General features: G+C 40.7%; 14 protein-coding genes. 9 read left to right on the top strand and 5 right to left on the bottom strand.

All coding sequences use genetic code 11. The features are described from left to right. Positions 1-17: 17 nt before the first annotated feature. From rsmG to O3640_RS00570, 3 genes are all read right to left on the bottom strand, one after another. A complete protein-coding gene (gene rsmG / locus O3640_RS00580; RefSeq protein WP_125367302.1) occupies positions 18-731 on the bottom strand; it encodes a 16S rRNA (guanine(527)-N(7))-methyltransferase RsmG in 714 nt (237 codons plus the stop codon). 78 nt (positions 732-809) lie between these two features. Further along, positions 810-2,099 carry an MFS transporter gene (locus O3640_RS00575; protein WP_125367301.1) on the bottom strand — a complete coding sequence of 430 codons (1,290 nt, stop codon included), beginning with the start codon at positions 2,097-2,099 and terminating at the stop codon, positions 810-812. A 12-nt stretch (positions 2,100-2,111) separates the two neighbouring features. Then, positions 2,112-2,714, bottom strand: coding sequence for a TetR/AcrR family transcriptional regulator (locus O3640_RS00570; protein ID WP_125367300.1), 603 nt, complete (start codon positions 2,712-2,714; stop codon positions 2,112-2,114). A 215-nt stretch (positions 2,715-2,929) separates the two neighbouring features. On the opposite strand from O3640_RS00570, the gene O3640_RS00565 reads away from it, so the two are divergent. The 4 genes from O3640_RS00565 to O3640_RS00550 all read left to right on the top strand — a co-directional run bounded on the left by O3640_RS00565 (position 2,930) and on the right by O3640_RS00550 (position 10,465). Continuing rightward, a complete protein-coding gene (locus O3640_RS00565; protein ID WP_012000000.1) occupies positions 2,930-3,499 on the top strand; it encodes a LemA family protein in 570 nt (189 codons plus the stop codon). 1 nt (position 3,500) lies between these two features. Next, the gene (htpX, locus tag O3640_RS00560; RefSeq protein ID WP_061583366.1) at positions 3,501-4,394 is read left to right on the top strand and encodes a zinc metalloprotease HtpX; all 894 of its coding nucleotides are present in this window, start codon (positions 3,501-3,503) and stop codon (positions 4,392-4,394) included. Positions 4,395-4,777: 383 nt separating this feature from the next. After that, positions 4,778-5,671: an XRE/MutR family transcriptional regulator gene (locus O3640_RS00555; RefSeq protein ID WP_081105901.1), complete on the top strand. Its 894-nt coding sequence runs from the start codon at positions 4,778-4,780 to the stop codon at positions 5,669-5,671. 66 nt (positions 5,672-5,737) lie between these two features. After that, a complete protein-coding gene (locus O3640_RS00550; protein WP_371586647.1) occupies positions 5,738-10,465 on the top strand; it encodes a glycoside hydrolase family 70 protein in 4,728 nt (1,575 codons plus the stop codon). A 155-nt stretch (positions 10,466-10,620) separates the two neighbouring features. Here the strand turns inward: O3640_RS00550 and O3640_RS00545 are convergent, their stop codons facing one another. Beyond that, the gene (locus tag O3640_RS00545) at positions 10,621-11,853 is read right to left on the bottom strand and encodes an MFS transporter (protein ID WP_268709802.1); all 1,233 of its coding nucleotides are present in this window, start codon (positions 11,851-11,853) and stop codon (positions 10,621-10,623) included. Between the two features lie 339 nt (positions 11,854-12,192). After that, on the bottom strand, positions 12,193-13,062 hold the full coding sequence (locus O3640_RS00540; RefSeq protein ID WP_061597296.1) for an Rgg/GadR/MutR family transcriptional regulator: 870 nt from the start codon (positions 13,060-13,062) through the stop codon (positions 12,193-12,195). A gap of 97 nt (positions 13,063-13,159) precedes the next feature. Between O3640_RS00540 and O3640_RS00535 the strand changes: the two genes are divergently transcribed. The 5 genes from O3640_RS00535 (at position 13,160) to O3640_RS00515 (ending at position 20,085) form a co-directional block, all read left to right on the top strand. Next, on the top strand, positions 13,160-13,690 hold the full coding sequence (locus O3640_RS00535) for a DUF177 domain-containing protein (protein ID WP_061597297.1): 531 nt from the start codon (positions 13,160-13,162) through the stop codon (positions 13,688-13,690). Positions 13,691-13,791: 101 nt separating this feature from the next. Next, entirely contained in the window at positions 13,792-15,273 is a 1,482-nt protein-coding gene (locus tag O3640_RS00530; RefSeq protein ID WP_012000008.1) for a flotillin family protein, read from the top strand. 134 nt (positions 15,274-15,407) lie between these two features. Continuing rightward, a complete protein-coding gene (gndA, locus tag O3640_RS00525; protein WP_061597299.1) occupies positions 15,408-16,832 on the top strand; it encodes an NADP-dependent phosphogluconate dehydrogenase in 1,425 nt (474 codons plus the stop codon). A gap of 12 nt (positions 16,833-16,844) precedes the next feature. Next, the gene (locus O3640_RS00520; RefSeq protein ID WP_125367295.1) at positions 16,845-17,534 is read left to right on the top strand and encodes a response regulator transcription factor; all 690 of its coding nucleotides are present in this window, start codon (positions 16,845-16,847) and stop codon (positions 17,532-17,534) included. 358 nt (positions 17,535-17,892) lie between these two features. Continuing rightward, positions 17,893-20,085 (top strand): PTS transporter subunit IIBC, encoded by a 2,193-nt coding sequence (locus O3640_RS00515; protein ID WP_125367294.1) that lies wholly within the window; start codon positions 17,893-17,895, stop codon positions 20,083-20,085. Positions 20,086-20,090: the final 5 nt, after the last annotated feature.

Genomic DNA, 20,090 nt, shown 5'->3' with positions numbered 1-20,090 from the left:
ATTGCTTGCTTTTCTTCTTATAATGGTCTTTTGTTTGGCATGCCGGCTTTGCGGGGGTATTTATTGGGGGTTTCTTTCTTCTTTTCTACCACTGTGATAAAGCGGGGGTCGCCGTTTGGTAGGGCATAGCTGAGATTGTCTTGGACCTTGCTAAAGAGTAAGTTGAGGGCGTTTTTTGCCTCGTCCAGTTCTTCAGGAGCGTTGGAAGCCTTGAGCGCCAGCAATTTCCCGCCAACTTTTAGATAGGGAATGGTCAGTTCAGACAGGACTTGCATGCGAGCGACTGCACGGGCAGTGACCAGGTCAAATTGAGCTCGAAAGGCCTTGTCCTGAGCAAAGTCTTCTGCACGGCCGTGGTAGAAATGTACCTTGTCTAGGCCAAGCTCCTCTGCCAACAGTTTGAGGAAGTTGATTCGTTTATTGAGCGAGTCAATGATAGTCACATCTAGCTGAGGGCAGATGATTTTCATAGGGAGACTTGGAAAGCCGGCCCCGGCTCCGATATCCAATAGCTTAAGCTCTTGATTATCAATCAGGCCTTGCAAAACGGGAGCAATTGAATCATAGAAATGCTTGAGATAGACTTCATTTTTCTCGGTGATAGCTGTCAGATTGATTTTTTCATTCCATTCTACTAGAAGTTCAAAATAACGCTCAAACTGATCTTTCTGGCGGTCGGTCAGCTCGATCCCCTGCTGGCCCAATAGCTGGTAAAATCCTTGCGGTGTCATAGTTTCATCCTTGTTTGTCAGTATTTATCCTATTATATCATAAAAAGGAGACCCCCGTTCAAGAGGGAATCTTTTATATCATTCTGGATTAATCTTAGAAACGTATTCTAGCTCCTTTATTGCGGGTTGGCGGTAGAGAAAGAGTGCACTAATACTGATACAAAATCCTGCAAGGATGAGAAGAAGTCCATAACCTCGGCCACTTCCTATTCCGATGATGGAGCCGATCCAAGTGGTCAATGCTCCTTTAGGTAGGAGGAGTGGTTTAAAGAAGCTATCGGCCACCCAGCCCATACTAGCATAGGCGATGACGTAACCGAACTGAGAGATGATTCCGATTGTGCCCCAGGCTTTTCCTTGCTCGCTCTTATCTATATTTAAGCGAATCAAATAATCAATAGCCGTATTCGCAAAAGGCAGAGACATAAACAGTAAGAAGCCAAAAAAGCAAATCCAGACTAGGTTTTCTTTACTGCCCATACCTGCCATAAAGATTCCCAATAAACCTAATGACAGACTAATAATCAAATGAAAATGACTTTTAATGGAAAAGATTCCTAAGATAAGTCCGCCAAGGAGCATACCGCTACTGGAAATGGCCATGGTCCAGCCGACTTCCTGACTAGAGGCAAAGCCCAGAATCATAGGAGAAAGCAAAATCTCAACAGTGCCTAGAAAGAAAGAGAAAGCTGTTCCTAGTAGAACCAAGAGCCAGATTCCTCTCTTTTCATGGATAATCTGAAAGCCCCGTATAAATTCACTCCAGAAAGGATGAGGTGTAGACTTTCTCGGACTTTTGATGTGACGGCGAGCGATCAGGCTGCAAATAACCGTCACAAAAATAGTTGAAAAATCAATTAAGAGGATCTGACCGATTGTCCCCTGAGCTAAGATCAGCCCAGCGAGACTAGGAGAAATGAGGTAACGAGCAATGCCATTAATCTGTGACAGACCGGTTGCCTTGGAAATCTGGTCCTTCGGAACTAGGTCGGAAATGGTGGCTCGAAAAGCTGGGTTCACTAAAGCAGAGAATACGGAACTAATTGCAGCACCAAGACAAATGTTTAGTAGGGAGGGTTGGCTAGTCTGTAAGCTAAAGTAAATCCAGAGGACTCCCAGACCTGATAGACCATCACCCAGAGCCATTAGAAGACGACGGTCATAACGATCGGCTAGAATCCCTGCAAGTGGAGTCATTAAGAGACCAGGTAAAAAAGCACAAAGGGTGACTAGGGCAGAAGAGGCAGCTTGACCAGTCAGCTGGTAGATGTAAATTCCTAGTGCAAAAGAGGTCATACCTGTTCCGATTTCCGAAATAAAAGTTCCTAGCCATATCAGGAGATAGATTTTAAAGCCACTATGTTTCATAAGGAGCCTCCTTTAGTGGATTAATTGTGCCAAAGAAGCAAAATACCCTTCTTTTGTTTGAAAAATTTTCTCTAATAGGTAGATGAAAGCTTGAATTTTATGATTTTGTTCTGCTTGGTCTAATTTCTGGAAGGAGTTGTCAAAAATCTGCAGGGAATAAGTTAGCATCATCTCGATACTCTCATAAGGATAAGCTGTTTGCATCTCGCCTGTTTGAAAGCCTTCTTGAAAAAGGGGATAGAGGATTTCAGGAACCTTGCTCAATAAGATTTGATTGGTTTTTTCGTGAAGAAGTGCGTTTTGGGGCGCGTGTAAGTGGTCTAGAAGTTCTTGGCCATCTTTTTGCATATTCAATGAAGCTAGAGCACCCATTAATCTTTCAAGTATTGGAAGTTGTTTTTGCTCCACCCAAATGCGCACTTGCTCAAAAGATCGATCAATCCACCGTTCAATGATGGCATCCATAATCTCTTCTTTTGAGGTAAAGTAATAATAGAGGGTTCCTTTTGCAATCTGGGTTGCATCTAGAATCTGAGCAATAGATGTTTGGTCAAACCCTTGTTCGATAAACATTTTTTCTGCGGTATCTAAGATAAATTCTTTTTTATTTGCCATGAGAAACTCCTAAATTTTATCTACCGACCGTCGGTCTGTAGCTTTCTATCTACAAGATACTCTTTTTGTAAAAGATTGTCAATAATTTAGCCACTTTTTCAAAATTTTGATATAATGACTAAAACAGTAGATTTTCTGTTTATTCATATCTCTTAGGAATGTGAACTTTAAGTTGCTGTTTCATTCCTACAATGTTGTTAAAAAGGAGACTTCTTATGTCATTTATTATTACTATTGCAGTTATTGTCGTTATAGTCTTGTTTGTGATTTCTGTTTATAATTCGCTTGTTCGGGCACGGATGCAGACTCAAGAAGCTTGGAGTCAGATCGATGTTCAACTTAAGCGTCGGAATGACTTGCTTCCTAACTTGATTGAAACTGTTAAAGGCTATGGGAAATATGAACAAGCTACTTTGGAAAAAGTGACTCAGTTACGTGCTCAAGTGGCGTCTGCTTCTTCGCCTGCCGATGCGATGAAGGCCAGCGATGCCTTGACTCGTCAGATTTCAGGAATTTTTGCTGTTGCGGAAAGTTATCCTGATTTGAAGGCAAATGAAAACTACTTGAAGTTGCAAGAAGAATTGACAAACACTGAAAATAAGATTTCTTACTCACGCCAGCTTTATAACTCTGTTGCTGGTAACTATAATGTGAAGTTGCAAGCTTTCCCAAGTAATGTTATTGCAGGAATGTTTGCCTTTAGACCTGCTGATTTCTTGTCTACTCCTGAAGAAGAAAAAGCTGTGCCTAAAGTTGATTTTGGTAGCAATGGTTTAGGTGAGTAATATGTTATTTGAACAAATTGCTGCAAATAAAAGGCGGACCTGGTTTCTCTTGGTCGCCTTCTTTGCTCTTTTAGCTCTTATCGGAGCGGCTGCTGGCTATCTTTGGATGAATTCTCCTTTGGGTGGGGTGATTATTGCCTTCATTATTGGCCTTATTTATGCTATCACGATGATTTTTCAATCTACTGAGGTAGTCATGTCCATGAATGGTGCTCGACAAGTGTCTGAGCAAGAAGCACCTGAACTTTACCATATTGTTCAAGATATGGCGATGGTAGCTCAGGTTCCAATGCCTAGGGTTTATATTGTGGAAGATGATTCTCCCAACGCTTTTGCGACGGGTTCTAATCCTGAAAATGCTGCTGTCGCAGCGACAACCGGTCTTTTAAAACTGATGAATCGCGAGGAATTAGAAGGTGTCATAGGGCATGAAGTTAGCCATATTCGCAACTATGATATTCGTATTTCAACTATTGCAGTCGCCCTAGCTAGTGCTATTACTATGATTTCTAGTATTGCTGGTCGGATGATGTGGTATGGTGGAGGACGAAGAAGGAATGACCGTGATGATGATAGTGGTCTTGGTCTTTTAATGTTAGTCTTTTCATTAATTGCGATTATATTAGCCCCTTTGGCAGCTACCTTGGTTCAGTTGGCCATTTCCCGTCAACGTGAATTTTTAGCAGATGCTTCAAGTGTTGAGTTGACTAGAAATCCTCAAGGAATGATTAGGGCCCTGCAAAAATTGGATAATAGTGAGCCCATGCATCGACATGTGGATGATGCTAGTGCAGCCTTATATATTAGCGATCCTAAGAAAAAAGGTGGCCTGCAAAAACTTTTCTACACTCACCCACCAATCTCTGAGCGGGTAGAAAGATTAAGAAAAATGTAAAAACTGGGATTTTTCTCAGTTTTTTATTATGACAATGCTTCAAACTGAGGAGGAATGTAGTTGTAGATGGTATGATCAACCTTACAGCCAGAGTGCCTCGTCGCAAAACAAAAGGATGCAATTAGCTGATGAATTGTGTAAGTGTTAATTACCTGGTATGTGCAGTTCTTCCTTTTGACTAAGGAAAACAAACAAGATTAGATATCTTTTATTGACGGAGATTAGCAAAAAGTCTTTTATAATACCACGTTTTCAGGTGTTTTAGTATCGAATTTAATAGGTTGGAATTACTGAGAAATCTTTTGTTGTCAGCCCTTAACATAACTGTAAAATAGGACTAGTATATTAAAAATAGAATTTTATTACATATATGCAAGTGAGGTATGCTTATCGTAAAGTCGTCGGGAAAAATTTTAAAAATCATTAGAGAATCAAAGAATATGTCCCTCAAAGAAGTGGCGGCAGGTGATATTTCTGTTGCCCAGCTGTCTCGATATGAACGAGGGATTAGTAGCCTTACAGTTGATTCTTTTTATAGTTGTCTCAGGAACATGTCGGTCTCTTTGGCTGAATTTCAGTATGTTTATCATAATTATAGGGAAGCTGATGATGTTGTGTTGTCTCAAAAACTTTCTGAGGCTCAACGTGAGAATAATATCGTCAAATTAGAAAGTATTTTAGCTGGTTCTGAAGCCATGGCTCAAGAATTTCCAGAAAAAAAGAACTACAAGTTAAATACCATTGTGATCAGGGCTACCTTAACTTCCTGTAACCCAGACTATCAAGTCAGTAAGGGAGATATTGAGTTTTTGACAGATTACCTCTTTTCCGTTGAAGAATGGGGGCGCTATGAGCTTTGGCTCTTTACCAACAGTGTGAACCTATTGACCTTGGAAACGCTGGAAACCTTTGCCAGTGAAATGATTAACCGCACTCAATTTTACAATAATCTGCCGGAGAATCGTCGACGGATTATTAAGATGCTACTTAATGTTGTGAGTGCATGTATAGAGAATAATCATTTACAAGTAGCTATGAAATTTCTCAATTATATTGATAACACAAAAATCCCTGAGACAGATCTCTATGACCGGGTGCTGATCAAATATCATAAGGCTCTTTATTCTTATAAGGTCGGCAATCCTCATGCCCGACATGATATTGAACAATGTTTGTCTACTTTTGAATATTTAGATTCCTTTGCTCTTGCTCAAAAACTTAAAGAACAATTTGAGCGGATTCAACTAACAGTAGTTGCAGATTTGCAAATAGAATAGAACCTCCTCTGAAAAAGATTAAAATAAGGGTAAAACTTTATACTATTTTCAGAAGGAGGTTTTATGATGGAGAAAAAAGTTCATTATAAAATGCATAAGGTTAAGAAGAACTGGGTAGCGATTGCGGTTACCTCTCTGGCCCTTCTTGTGGCTCCAAAGGCCTTAGGGCTTGAATCAGATGTGATCTATGCGGATGATGCTAATCAAGTGGCCGATGTAAAAGAACAGTCCACTGTTCAGAGCAAGGACACGGAGCACACTACTTCAGACAAAGCAGCTGAACCGTCTCAGCTGGAAGCAAAAGAACAGCCTTCTAGCAAAGAAACTTATCAAGCTAGTGCGGCAACTAATCCAACTGCTAAGGAACAGACGACACAACAGGATAAAGAAGCCGAAACTACAAGAATTGACTCCAGACAGGAATTGACTCAGAAAGTAAGTGATGACTCTTCTGAAAAGAATGATTCCTCCCAAGAGCCTAAAGTAGCCGATCAGGCTGAGGCAACTGACAAAACTCAAGCTACACCACAGGCTAAACAAGAAAGTAGAGCCAATGATCAAGAAGAAACTACCGAAAATGTAGCAAAAGCTACCGTTTCTGACAAGATTATAGCGACACCAAAGAAAGGTCATTTGCCAGAACCTGCCCAAAGAAAAGAATCAATAACCGAAAAAATGTTGGCTGCTCAAGCACAAGCGGCGCCGGTAAATACTGAGCATGATGACGATGTGTTAGCTCATATCAAGACGATTGATGGTAAGAAATACTATGTTCAGGATGATGGCTCAGTTAAGAAAAACTTTGCTGTTGAGCTAAACGGAAAAATTCTTTATTTTGATGCAGAAACCGGGGCTTTGGTTGATTCAAATGAATATCAGTTCCAGCAAGGAACCAGCAGTCTCAATAATGAGTTCACCCAAAAGAATGCTTTTTATGGTACAACTGACAAGGATATTGAGACTGTAGATGGCTATTTGACAGCTGATAGTTGGTATCGTCCAAAGTTCATCTTAAAAGATGGAAAAACATGGACGGCCTCGACAGAAACAGACTTGCGTCCTCTTTTAATGGCTTGGTGGCCTGACAAGCGGACTCAGATTAATTACCTCAACTATATGAATCAAGAAAATCTGGGAATCGGCGCTTTTGAAAGCAAGACCGAGCAAGTTCTTTTAACAAATGCTGTTCAGCAGGTACAGCGAAAAATCGAAGAAAGGATTAGCAAAGAAGGTGACACGAAATGGTTGAGAACTCTGATGAGTGCTTTTGTCAAAACTCAGCCAAATTGGAATATCAAGACAGAATCTGAAACAACTGGGACGAACAAGGACCATCTGCAAGGTGGGGCTCTACTCTATACAAATAGTGATAAGACATCTCATGCCAATTCTAGATATCGTCTGCTTAACCGCACACCAACCAGCCAGACCGGTACGCCTAAATACTTCATCGACAAGTCAAATGGTGGTTATGAATTCCTATTAGCCAATGATTTTGATAACTCTAATCCAGCTGTTCAAGCTGAGCAACTTAACTGGCTCCACTATATGATGAACTTTGGAAGCATCGTAGCCAATGATCCAACTGCTAACTTTGACGGAGTTCGTGTTGATGCGGTGGACAATGTCAACGCAGACTTGCTCCAAATCGCATCTGACTACTTCAAGTCTCGCTACAAGGTTGGCGAAAGTGAAGAAGAAGCCCTCAAGCATCTGTCTATCTTGGAAGCTTGGTCTGATAACGATCCTGACTATAATAAGGATACCAAGGGCGCTCAACTAGCAATTGATAACAAACTTCGTCTGTCCTTGCTTTATTCGTTCATGCGTAAGCTTTCTATCCGTAGCGGAGTTGAGCCAACGATTACGAATAGTCTAAATGACCGTTCTACTGAAAATAAAAATGGCGAGCGGATGGCTAACTATATCTTTGTCCGTGCTCATGACAGTGAAGTACAAACCGTTATTGCCGACATCATTCGGGAAAATATTAATCCAAATACAGATGGTTTGACCTTTACCATGGATGAACTCAAGCAAGCATTCAAGATCTACAACGAAGATATGCGCAAGGCCGACAAGAAGTATACGCAGTTCAATATCCCAACTGCCCATGCTCTCATGCTCTCCAATAAAGACTCTATCACTCGGGTCTACTATGGCGACCTCTATACCGATGATGGTCAATACATGGAGAAAAAATCTCCATACCATGACGCTATTGATGCCTTGTTGCGTGCTCGGATTAAGTATGTAGCTGGTGGACAGGACATGAAGGTAACCTATATGGGTGTGCCTCGCGAGGCTGATAAATGGTCATATAACGGTATCTTGACTTCTGTTCGCTACGGTACTGGTGCTAATGAGGCTACGGATGAAGGTACAGCAGAAACCCGTACCCAAGGGATGGCAGTTATTGCTTCTAATAACCCGAACCTTAAACTGAACGAATGGGATAAATTGCAAGTCAATATGGGGGCAGCCCATAAGAATCAATACTACCGTCCTGTGCTCTTGACGACCAAAGATGGCATTTCTCGCTATCTAACTGACGAAGAAGTGCCACAATCGCTCTGGAAGAAGACAGATGCTAATGGTATTTTGACTTTTGATATGAATGATATCGCAGGCTACAGTAATGTCCAAGTTTCTGGCTATCTGGCTGTTTGGGTACCAGTTGGTGCTAAAGAAAATCAGGATGCTCGTGTAACAGCTAGCAAGAAGAAAAATGCTAGCGGTCAGGTTTATGAATCTAGTCCCTCTCTTGATTCACAGCTGATTTACGAAGGCTTCTCTAATTTCCAAGACTTTGCAACTCGTGATGATCAATATACCAATAAGGTCATTGCTAAAAATGTTAACCTCTTCAAGGAATGGGGAGTGACTTCATTTGAGTTGCCACCTCAGTATGTATCTAGCCAAGACGGTACATTCCTAGATTCTATCATCCAAAATGGTTATGCCTTTGAAGACCGCTATGATATGGCTATGAGCAAGAACAATAAATATGGTTCTTTAGATGACCTGCTCAATGCTCTCCGTGCTCTTCACAGTGTCAATATCCAAGCCATTGCGGATTGGGTGCCAGACCAAATCTACAACCTGCCAGGTAAGGAAGTGGTAACAGCAACTCGTGTCAACAACTACGGAACCTACCGTGAAGGCGCAGAAATCAAAGAAAAACTTTATGTGGCTAATAGTAAGACCAATGGGACCGACTACCAAGGCAAGTATGGTGGAGCCTTCTTGGATGAGCTTAAAGCTAAATACCCAGAAATCTTTGAACGAGTACAAATTTCTAACGGCCAAAAGATGACAACGGACGAGAAGATTACTAAGTGGTCGGCTAAGTACTTCAACGGAACCAATATCTTAGGTCGTGGTGCTTACTATGTTCTTAAAGACTGGGGAAGCAAAGAATACCTGTCTAACAAGACTGGGGAAGCAGCATTGCCTAAACAGCTGGTCAATAAAGAAGCTTCTACTGGATTCGTAAAAGACACAAATGGCTTTAAGTTCTATTCAACTAGTGGGAATCAAGCCAAAGACACTTTTATCCAGGATGAAAATGGCAATTGGTATTACTTTGATAATCAAGGATATCTAGTAACAGGAGCTCGTGAGATTGATGGCAAGCAGCTTTACTTCATGAAGAATGGGGTTCAGTTGCGTGATGCTTTACAGGAAGATGAAAATGGCAATCAGTACTACTATGATAAGACTGGTGCCAAGGTTCTCAACCGTTACTACACTTCTGATGGCCAAAACTGGCGTTATTTTGACGACAAAGGTGTTATGGCTAGAGGTCTCGTCAAGATAGGAGATGGACAGCAATACTTTGACCAAAATGGTTATCAAGTCAAGGGCAAGGTTGTACGTGCTAAGGATGGCAAACTTCGATACTTTGACAAGGATTCAGGAAATGCTGTCATCAATCGTTTTGCTCAGGGTGACAATCCAAGTGATTGGTACTATTTCGGGGCAGACGGAGTCGCTCTAACAGGCCTTCAAAAGATTGGTCAGCAAACTCTTTATTTCGACCAAGATGGCAAGCAGGTCAAGGGTCAAGTAGTGACACTAGCAGATAAGAGCATTCATTACTTCGATGCCAATTCAGGAGAGATGGCCGTCAACAAATTTGCAGAAGGTGCTAAAAATGAATGGTATTACTTTGACCAAGACGGAAAAGCTGTAACAGGTCTCCAAACGATCAACAAACAGGTTCTCTATTTCGGCCAAGACGGCAAGCAAATCAAGGGTCAAGTAGTGACTTTGGCTGATAAATCCATCCGTTACTTCGATGCCAATTCAGGAGAGATGGCCATCAACAAATTTGCAGAAGGTGCTAAAAATGAATGGTATTACTTTGACCAAGACGGCAAAGCTGTAACTGGTCTCCAAACGATCAACAAGCAGGTTCTCTACTTCGGTCAAGATGGCAAGCAAGTCAAGGGTCAGGTAGTGACGCTAGCAGACAAGAGTATTCGTTACTTTGATGCCAATTCAGGAGAGATGGCCGTCAACAAATTTGCAGAAGGCGCTAAAAATGAATGGTATTACTTTGATCAAGACGGCAAAGCTGTAACGGGTCTTAAGACAATCAACAATCAAGTTCTCTACTTCGGCCAAGATGGCAAGCAGGTCAAGGGCCAAGTTGTCTATGTTGATGGTGCTGAACGATACTTTGATCCGAAGTCAGGTGATATGGTTCGTAACAAATGGATTCGTCTAGAAGACGGAACCTGGATGTACTTTGACCGAAATGGTAGAGGCAGACGCTTTGGCAGAAACTAATCAAGAAAGAGCATAAGCTAAATGACACTTGATCTTTTAGCTTTCCATGACTCAAAAAAACGATAACTCCTTATTTGGAAGTTGTCGTTTTTTACTGTCTAAAATAAGAGTGCTTTTAACTCAAAGTCAATAGAATTGCATTCATCTGACTTATTTTATCTCATTCTTTTTTTTTCAATAGATAAGAGCAGAGCGATCACACCGATAATGCTGAAGATTAGCCAGCTAGCATTCATATTCCAAAGAGCTAGACTTGAGAAAATCATAGTTCCCAGAGGAACGGAGAAGGAAAAGAGCAAACTCAGAAAGCTTGAAGTTTGAGCGAGAACATCGGAAGGTAGCTTACTTAGCAAGAGGGTGTTGATTTTGGGATTGATCTTGCCGGAAGCATAAGCAAGAAAAAATCCAAAAGTAATACCGACGAAAACGGGCAGATGTAAGAAGTTGCTGATAGCAAGCAGAATCATCATAACAGCAGCCCAGATGATGAGCTGATTTAGTGATAGACGGCTGAAGTAATCGTTGGGAGTCAGACTCGCGATGATCATAGCTAGGACAAGCGTCGTCTGAAGAATCAAGAGCGACTGGCTAAAAGATAGATGAAAGATGGGGTTGTCTAGCAAATAGAGATTATAAAGTGCTATAAGAGAACCTGCCATAGCGTTAATGACCAAGATTTGAGCCAGCAACTTGAGAAAGTTGTTAGAGCCCTCCTGCTCAAAGATGAGTTTGGAAGATGTATACATTTTTTTCAGTTCTTCCTTGAGAGGAGGTTTATTCTCAGAAATGGTTACCGGATCATGGGTCAATCGACGTCGGACTAGATAGAGGGTAGTAGAGGAGAGAAGGAAGGTCAAAGAATTGACTAGAGCTACTAGGAAAAAGTTTTGCTGGCTGATCGCTAAGAGCCAAACTCCTAAAGCTTGTCCAGCTAAGCTACAAAGAAAACTGATAAGCTGGGTAAAGGAGAAGGCCTCCATTAGATCTTGCTCGGGAATATTCTTTTTCAAAATTGGCATTTGCAGACCACTTCGATAGTCGCTGATAATATCAGAAAGAATATTCATGAAGCAGACCACTGAAAAGGCTAGATAAGAGCTGGACCGAGTCATAAAGGCAACAAGAACAAATAGCAGGGCTTGTACATAACCAAAATGAATCAGCCAGCGAGCTTTATGGATGGTCTTATCTGCTTTGATGCCGACGAAGATAGTAAAGAAGGTCGGAACCAGGACGATAAAATTAGCCACAGCAATAGCAAACTTGGGGCTGGGCATGCTGGAGGCAAATACAACAAAAACAATATTGAAAATAGAAGCTCCCAGAGTGTTGAAGATTCGGGAGAGGCTAATAAAAGCAAATAATTTATTCCGTAAGGCAAGTTTCATAAAAATCTCCTTTAGTAATGAATGGTTTGAAAGATTTTTCAAAAATAGTCAATAACTACAAGGCCTTGATAGTTTTGATTATAGCAGGAAAAGTCTTGATTTCAATAGCTTTTCCGCAAGTGGTCAAGTCTCCTAGGTAAGTGGTCAGGTTCTAAAAGTGACTTGCGAGAGCTCTTTCTAGTTTTAGTATAAAATAAAAGATTTAAGAAGCAGAAAATGTTGCATATATTCAACAAATTTGATGGAAGTTATTGAAATTAGTAAGCTAGAGATCGTCTAGTATCAAAAAATCTCCACTTTTTAACTCAAAATCGTCGAGTTTAAAAGTGGAGGTTCGTTTTATTTACCATATTTTTGAAAAGTAGCTTCAAGAGCTTCTTGGTAGTAGTCGGCGCTATGCTGGCAGTCTAAGATATGGAAGATATCAACTGCCTTTTCCATCTGGGCGAGCCCTTCTTTCTTTTGTCCTTTCAAACAAGCTAACTCTCCCTGAGCAAAGAGATAGACAATTCGAAAGTAAGTCTCATTTTCTTCATAAAAGTGTCGCTCAATGACTTGTTGGAAATAGTCTGCATGGGCGATATTTTCCTGACTGATGGCTAGAAGATAACCATTTAAAAAAGTGGTATGTAAGGTGTTGCGATTATTGGTAAATAAGGCTGTAAAATCATTTCTTGAGAGGATTTCTTTGGTGTATTGGGAAAACAAGTCTAGAGATAAAACCGGAGTGCAGATAGAAAAAAGCTTCAGTTCATAGCGACCCCAAATATCAACTGAAAAGAGATAATCATGGAGGAAATCTAGCTCGTCTGGACTAGCTTTTTCAGATTCCTTGAGGGCACAGAGGTAGGCCTTTACAATCAGGCGCTCAACCCAATCATTTGCCTCTTTAGAATTTTGACTAATTTTTTTCTTCTCTAGATAGAGTTCTTCTAATAAGTCATGCTGATTAGCTTGGAGTAGATCTTGAATGTGACTTAGGAGTTCCTTGTGAGAATGATGATCCTGGATGCCAGCTGCAACTGTGAATTCTTCTGTTTCTGTGTGGATAGCGCTGAGAGCGCTGAAAAGTTTCTGAGCTGATAGCTCGCTCTGACCATTTTCAAAGCGGGAAAGCATGGACTTGGAGAATTCTCCGCCAGTGGCTTCAGATAAAGAGATGTGCCTTGCCTCTCGAAAAAACCTAAAAACTTGTCCTAGTTGTTTCATTGTCTTCCTCCTTGCCATTTATTATAACAAAATATTTTTCAATAACATCGGAGCGCTTAAACATGATATAATAAAAGAAAAAAACAAAGAGGAACTTATGTTAAATATACAAGAAATTCGCAAAAATCCAGATGGTTTGGCTTTTGAAAAGAAGCTAGACTTGGCTGAAGAATTAAAAGAACGCAATGCTGAGATTTTAGACGTTCAGGATATTGTTGCTAGTGGTAGAGCCCAGTATGAGGATGGACTCTATTTCTTAGATTATGAACTTTCTTATACCATTACATTGGCTTCTAGTCGCAGTATGGAGCCCGTAGAGAGGAAAGAGTCTTATCTGGTTAATGAAATTTTCATGGAAGATGGACAAGTTGCTTCTCAGGAAATGATTGACCAAGATCTGGTGCTTCCCATTGAAAATGGTGAGATAAATGTTGCAGAAAGTGTAGCTGACAATATCCTTTTGAATATTCCTCTAAAAGTTTTGACAGCTGCTGAAGAAGCTGGCTCAGACTTGCCAACAGGAAGAGATTGGCAGGTTATGACGGAGGAAGATTATCAGAAATACCAAGCGGAAAAAAAAGAAGAGAATAGTCCATTTGCAGGTTTACAAGGTCTTTTTGATGAATGAGGAATAAAATTTTCTAGAAAAAATAGGAATTAAAAAATAATTTGGTATACTAAGATAATAAAATAAATTGGACAAGCTTTCTTGTCGAAAAAGGAGTTATTATGGATACATTTTTCTTTCCAACTTGGCTGATCCTCGGTGCAATTATTTTAGTTATTGTACTTGTTCTTTTGGCTAAGGGATATGTCAATGCTCGACCAAATGAAGTAGTCGTCATCACAGGACTTCGCAAACAACGCCATTTGCGAGGTAAGGCTGGATTTATGATTCCTTTTGTTGAACAACGCTCTTATCTGGATATTGAGCAGTTCTCAACAGATGTTCGTACGTCTGAGGCGGTGCCAACTCTAGACTTCATTAATGTTCGTGCTGATGCAGCAGTTAAGCTGAAAATCGGAACGACTGACGAAATGATTGCTCGCGCGGCAGAAAACTTCCTTAATTGGAATACAACTGATATTTCTAACTCTGTTCAAGATGTCTTGGAAGGAAATCTTCGTGAAGTAATCGGTCAGATGGAATTACGCAAGATGGTCAATGACCGTCAGGAATTTGCCTCAAAAGTTCAGGACAACGTAGCTCCGGATCTGGCTAAGATGGGATTAGAAGTCATTGCCTTTACCGTTCAGTCTTTCTCTGACGAAGGTGGTGTGATTGATAATCTCGGTATCGAAAATGTCGAAACCATCAAAAAAGATGCCCTAATTGCAAAAGCCAAAGCGGAACGTGAGCGCAAGGAAGTAGAAGCTGAGCAAGACAAATTGGCTAACGATAAGCGCGTAGCTGCTGACTTAGAAATCGCTCAAAAGCAAAATGAGTTGAAACTGAAGCAAGCAGCCCTCAAGCAGGAAGCAGACATTGCGCAAGCTAAGGCTGATGCAGCTAAAGGGATTGAGGCAGAAATTCAACGTCGTGAGCAAGAGCGCGTGGCTGCTGAAGCTAACATCATGAAGCAAGAGAAAGAAGCTGAAGTCAAGGAACGTGAAGTTAAGGTTCGTGAGCAAGAACTGGATGCTAACATCCGCAAACAGGCTGAGGCTGAAAAATACTCTCGCCAACAAGCGGCAGAAGCACAATTGATTGAGCGTCAACGTCAAGCCGAGGCAGAACTCTTTGAAACACAAAAAGAAGCAGAAGCCCGCAAGGCTCAAGCCGAGGCAGAAAAATTTGCGCAACTGCAAGAAGCCGAAGCTATTGAAGCTAAAGGACGTGCTGAAGCGGAAGCTATTCGTCTTAAGCTAGAAGCAGAAGCTCAAGGTTTGGATAAAAAAGCTGAAGCCATGAAGAAGATGCAAGAAGCAGCCATTACTGAGATGATTGTAGACAAACTGCCAGAAATTGCCCGTGCTGTAGCAGAGCCGCTTACTAAAGTGGACAAAATCACCATGTATGGTGAAGGCAATGCTTCGAAAATGGTTGGTGATATTATGCAAAGTATTGACCAAGTGTCACAAGGTGCAGGTTTTGATATCCGTCAACTCTTAGCAGGAGCCCTTGGTGTTAATATGACTGTCAATAAGCTTAAACAGGATGAACAGCCAGTGATTGAAGCTAAAGAAATTACGACTGATGACAAGAAATAAAAAAGATTAGGATGAGGCTCGCCTTCATCCTATTTTTACCCAGGGGATTTTCTTCTTCGAACATTTCAAGATAAATTCTTTATTTTATAGCTTAAACATGATAAAATAAAACAAACTAACTATAGGAGAAAAAAATGACTAAAGCAAATTTTGGTGTTGTTGGTATGGCCGTTATGGGTCGTAACCTTGCTCTCAATATTGAATCTCGTGGCTATACAGTAGCCATCTACAATCGTTCAGCAAACAAAACAGAAGATGTAATTGCTTGCCATCCAGAAAAGAACTTTGTGCCAAGCTATGACGTTGAAAGCTTTGTAAATTCAATCGAAAAACCTCGTCGTATCATGCTCATGGTTCAAGCTGGACCTGGTACAGATGCAACCATCCAAGCCCTTCTTCCACACTTGGATAAAGGCGATATCTTAATTGACGGAGGAAACACTTTCTATAAAGATACTATCCGTCGTAACGAAGAGTTAGCAAACTCAGGCATCAACTTTATCGGTACTGGTGTCTCTGGTGGTGAAAAAGGTGCCCTCGAAGGTCCTTCTATCATGCCTGGTGGACAAAAAGAAGCTTATGAATTGGTAGCAGATGTTCTCGAAGAAATCTCTGCTAAAGCACCAGAAGATGGTAAACCATGCGTGACTTACATCGGTCCTGACGGAGCTGGTCACTATGTGAAAATGGTCCACAACGGTATCGAGTATGGTGATATGCAATTGATCGCAGAAAGCTACGACCTTATGCAACACTTGCTCGGTCTTTCTGCAGAAGACATGGCTGAAATCTTTACTGAGTGGAACAAGGGCGAGCTTGATAGCTACTTGATCGAAATCACAGCTGATATCTTGAGTCGCAAAGACGATGAAGGTCAAGATGGTCCAATCGTAGACTACATTCTCGATGCTGCAGGAAACAAAGGAACTGGTAAGTGGACTAGCCAATCAGCGCTTGACCTCGGTGTGCCATTGTCACTCATTACTGAGTCTGTGTTTGCCCGCTATATTTCAGCTTATAAAGAAGAACGTGTACACGCCAGCAAAGTCTTGCCAAAACCAACCGCCTTCAAATTTGAAGGAGATAAGGCTGAGTTGATCGAAAAGATCCGTCAAGCTCTTTATTTCTCAAAAATCATCTCATATGCACAAGGTTTTGCTCAATTGCGTGTGGCTTCTCGTGAAAACAATTGGAACTTGCCATTTGCGGATATTGCTTCAATCTGGCGCGATGGCTGTATCATCCGTTCTCGTTTCTTGCAAAAGATTACAGATGCTTACAACCGTGATGCTGACTTAGCTAACTTGCTTTTGGATGAATACTTCCTTGATGTAACAGCTAAATATCAACAATCTGTGCGTGATATCGTAGCTCTTGCTGTTCAAGCTGGTGTTCCAGTGCCAACTTTCTCAGCAGCCATTACTTACTTTGATAGCTACCGTTCGGCAGATCTACCGGCTAACTTGATCCAAGCACAACGTGACTACTTTGGAGCACACACATATCAACGTAAAGACAAAGAAGGTACCTTCCACTATTCTTGGTACGACGAAAAATAGGACAATAGGTCAATGGCGAAGCGGATTTTATTAGTTGAAAATGAAAAGAATCTAGCACGATTTATCATGCTGGAATTACAAAAGGAAAGTTATCAAGTAGACCTAGCGAAAACAGGGCAAGAGGGACTAGCTCTAGCAAAGGAAAACAATTATGATTTACTTTTACTAAATAATCAGTTTGCTGATGGAACAGCCTTTGCCTTTGCTCAACAATTAAGTTTATTAAAACCAGCTGCAGTAATCATTGTAATGGTGAGCCGAGAGGAAATTGCGGATTCGGCTGAAGAAATTCAGCAGTTTGCAGTTTCTTATATGGTAAAACCCTTTATTATTAGTGATCTGGTTGATAAAATATCTGCTATTTTTCGTGGACGAGATTTTATTGATCAGAAATGTAGCCAGTTAAAAGTTCCTACTGCTTATCGTAATTTGCGGGTTGATTTGAAAAATCATACGGTTTATCGAGGGGAAGAAATTATTGCTTTGACGAGACGAGAGTACGATTTACTAGTGACTCTAATGAGCAGTAATAAGGTGATGAGCCGTGAGCAACTGTTAGATCGAGTGTGGAAGTATGAAAGTGCATCTGAGACTAATATAGTGGATGTATATATTCGTTACCTCCGTAGTAAAATCGATCTTCCAGGACAAGAAAGTTATATTAAAACCGTTCGTGGAATTGGTTATTCCATGCAGGGTTAATCTATAAAAACTCTAATTCTTTGAGAATTGGAGTTTTTTAATATGATTTTTAGTAGAAATTAGACTAATTCACGCAATCGTTTGCTTAAAATTTATAGACTGGGTTTACTTGTTGAAAGACAAAAAAGAAGTCATAATCTATATTATTATGTTGACCACAGACCTCACACAGCTTGATAAATCAACTTTTTTGCGGGCAGATGAAAATTAGGGTAGAAAAAGTGATAATAAAAGAGGAAATAATAAAAATTAAAATTTTTTTATGAAACCCCTTTACAAAATCAAAAAAAGTGATAAAATAGTAGTGTGTAATGCAAACGATTTCATATAGAAGTTTGTAAAAAAGAAGGAGGTCTGGATGATGAAAAATTCATTCAAGAACATTTTTAGCTTTGAATTTTGGCAGAAATTCGGTAAAGCTTTAATGGTGGTCGTTGCGGTTATGCCCGCAGCTGGTCTAATGATTAGTATTGGTAAGTCGCTTCCAATGATTAATCCTAATTTTGGTGTGTTGGTAACGACAGGTGGCGTTTTAGAGCAAATTGGTTGGGGTGTTATTGGGAACCTCCACGTTCTATTTGCTCTTGCAATTGGGGGAAGCTGGGCTAAAGAACGTGCTGGCGGTGCCTTTGCAGCAGGTCTATCTTTTATCCTGATCAACCGTATCACTGGTGTGATATTTGGTGTTTCTGGTGACATGTTAAAAAATCCAGATGCAACTGTTCACACTCTTTTAGGTGGAACAATTAAGGTTTCTGATTATTTTATCAGCGTTTTAGAATCGCCTGCCCTAAACATGGGGGTATTTGTCGGAATTATCGCTGGTTTTGTTGGAGCAACTGCTTACAACAAATACTATAACTTCCGTAAATTGCCAGATGCACTTTCATTCTTTAACGGGAAACGTTTTGTTCCATTTGTTGTAATTTTGCGTTCTGCGATTGTTGCGATCGTACTTTCATTTGTATGGCCAGTTATCCAAACTGGAATCAATAACTTTGGTATTTGGATTGCTAATTCACAAGATACTGCGCCAGTTCTTGCACCATTCTTATATGGTACTTTGGAACGTCTCTTGCTTCCATTTGGATTGCATCATATGTTGACAATCCCAATGAACTATACTGCTCTTGGTGGAACATATGAAGTGTTAACTGGTGCAGCAAAAGGTACACAAGTATTCGGACAAGACCCTCTTTGGCTTGCATGGGTAACTGACCTTGTTAACCTTAAAGGTTCAAATATGGCAAGCTACAATCAATTGCTTGAAGCATACCATCCAGCCCGCTTTAAAGTTGGACAAATGATTGGTTCATTTGGTATTTTGATGGGGGTAGCTGCAGCTATCTACCGCAATGTAGATGCTGACAAGAAGCACAAATATAAAGGTATGATGATTGCGACTGCATTGGCAACCTTCTTGACTGGGGTTACTGAGCCAATCGAGTACATGTTCATGTTTGTAGCAACTCCTCTTTACCTGATTTACTCAGTTGTTCAGGGTGCTGCTTTTGCAATGGCTGATATCGTCAACCTTCGTGTACACTCATTCGGTTCTATCGAATTCTTAACTCGTACTCCATTGGCAATCAATGCTGGTTTGGGAATGGATATCATTAACTTCATTTGGGTAACGATCCTCTTTGGAGTCATCATGTACTTCATTGCAAACTTCATGATTAAGAAATTCAACTATGCGACTCCAGGACGTAATGGTAACTATGAAACTGCAGATGGATCAGATGAAGCTTCTTCATCAGAAGCTGGCAGTGGCAAAGTTGCAGAAGCATCTCAAGCAGTCAATGTTATCAATTTGCTAGGTGGTCGTGCTAATATCGTTGATGTAGATGCATGTATGACTCGTTTGCGTGTGACTGTCAAGGACGCTGAAAAAGTTGGAACTGAAGAGCAATGGAAAGCTGAAGGCGCTATGGGCTTGGTTATGAAAGGTCAAGGTGTTCAGGCTATCTATGGACCAAAAGCTGACGTTCTTAAATCTGATATCCAAGACTTGCTGGATTCTGGTGAAGTGATTCCTGAAACTCTTCCTAGCCAAAAAGCAGAATCAGCAGCTACTGAAGTTGCTTACAAAGGTGTAACAGAAGAAGTAGAAACTGTTGCAGATGGTCAAGTCATCGCAATTGATGATGTTAAAGATCCAGTATTCTCACAAAAGATGATGGGAGATGGATTTGCTGTTGAGCCAGAAAATGGTAAGATTTACTCACCTGTTTCAGGTACTGTAACAAGCGTATTCCCTACGAAACATGCTTTAGGTCTTTTGACAGAAAATGGCTTGGAAGTATTGGTTCACATCGGCTTAGATACTGTCAGCTTAGAAGGTCAACCATTTGAAGTTCATGTTTCAGAAGGCCAAAAGGTTGCTGCAGGTGATTTACTTGTGACAGCTGATTTGGAAGCTATCAAGGCAGCTGGTCGTGAAACTTCAACAGTTGTTGTCTTCACAAACGCGGCGGCTATTAAGTCTGTGACTGTAGAAAAACTTGGTCAAGCATCTGCTAGGACAGTTGTTGCCAAGGTTGAATTGTAAAATAG

The sequence above is a fragment of the Streptococcus sp. 27098_8_75 genome, assembly GCF_041432475.1.
Classification (GTDB): Bacteria; Bacillota; Bacilli; order Lactobacillales; family Streptococcaceae; genus Streptococcus; species Streptococcus gordonii.
Note: the sequence above shows the minus strand (reverse complement) of the source record. Positions and strands in the feature narration are given on the sequence as shown.

Excerpts from the sequence above, each read along its gene's own strand:
- O3640_RS00550 (WP_371586647.1), top strand. The coding sequence starts at position 5,738 with ATGGAGAAAAAAGTTCATTATAAAATGCATAAGGTTAAGAAGAACTGG.
- O3640_RS00540 (WP_061597296.1), bottom strand. The coding sequence starts at position 13,062 with ATGAAACAACTAGGACAAGTTTTTAGGTTTTTTCGAGAGGCAAGGCAC.
- rsmG (WP_125367302.1), bottom strand. The coding sequence starts at position 731 with ATGACACCGCAAGGATTTTACCAGCTATTGGGCCAGCAGGGGATCGAG.
- O3640_RS00555 (WP_081105901.1), top strand. The coding sequence starts at position 4,778 with ATGCTTATCGTAAAGTCGTCGGGAAAAATTTTAAAAATCATTAGAGAA.
- O3640_RS00515 (WP_125367294.1), top strand. The coding sequence starts at position 17,893 with ATGATGAAAAATTCATTCAAGAACATTTTTAGCTTTGAATTTTGGCAG.
- htpX (WP_061583366.1), top strand. The coding sequence starts at position 3,501 with ATGTTATTTGAACAAATTGCTGCAAATAAAAGGCGGACCTGGTTTCTC.
- O3640_RS00565 (WP_012000000.1), top strand. The coding sequence starts at position 2,930 with ATGTCATTTATTATTACTATTGCAGTTATTGTCGTTATAGTCTTGTTT.
- O3640_RS00520 (WP_125367295.1), top strand. The coding sequence starts at position 16,845 with ATGGCGAAGCGGATTTTATTAGTTGAAAATGAAAAGAATCTAGCACGA.
- O3640_RS00575 (WP_125367301.1), bottom strand. The coding sequence starts at position 2,099 with ATGAAACATAGTGGCTTTAAAATCTATCTCCTGATATGGCTAGGAACT.
- O3640_RS00570 (WP_125367300.1), bottom strand. The coding sequence starts at position 2,714 with ATGGCAAATAAAAAAGAATTTATCTTAGATACCGCAGAAAAAATGTTT.
- O3640_RS00530 (WP_012000008.1), top strand. The coding sequence starts at position 13,792 with ATGGATACATTTTTCTTTCCAACTTGGCTGATCCTCGGTGCAATTATT.
- O3640_RS00545 (WP_268709802.1), bottom strand. The coding sequence starts at position 11,853 with ATGAAACTTGCCTTACGGAATAAATTATTTGCTTTTATTAGCCTCTCC.
- O3640_RS00535 (WP_061597297.1), top strand. The coding sequence starts at position 13,160 with ATGTTAAATATACAAGAAATTCGCAAAAATCCAGATGGTTTGGCTTTT.
- gndA (WP_061597299.1), top strand. The coding sequence starts at position 15,408 with ATGACTAAAGCAAATTTTGGTGTTGTTGGTATGGCCGTTATGGGTCGT.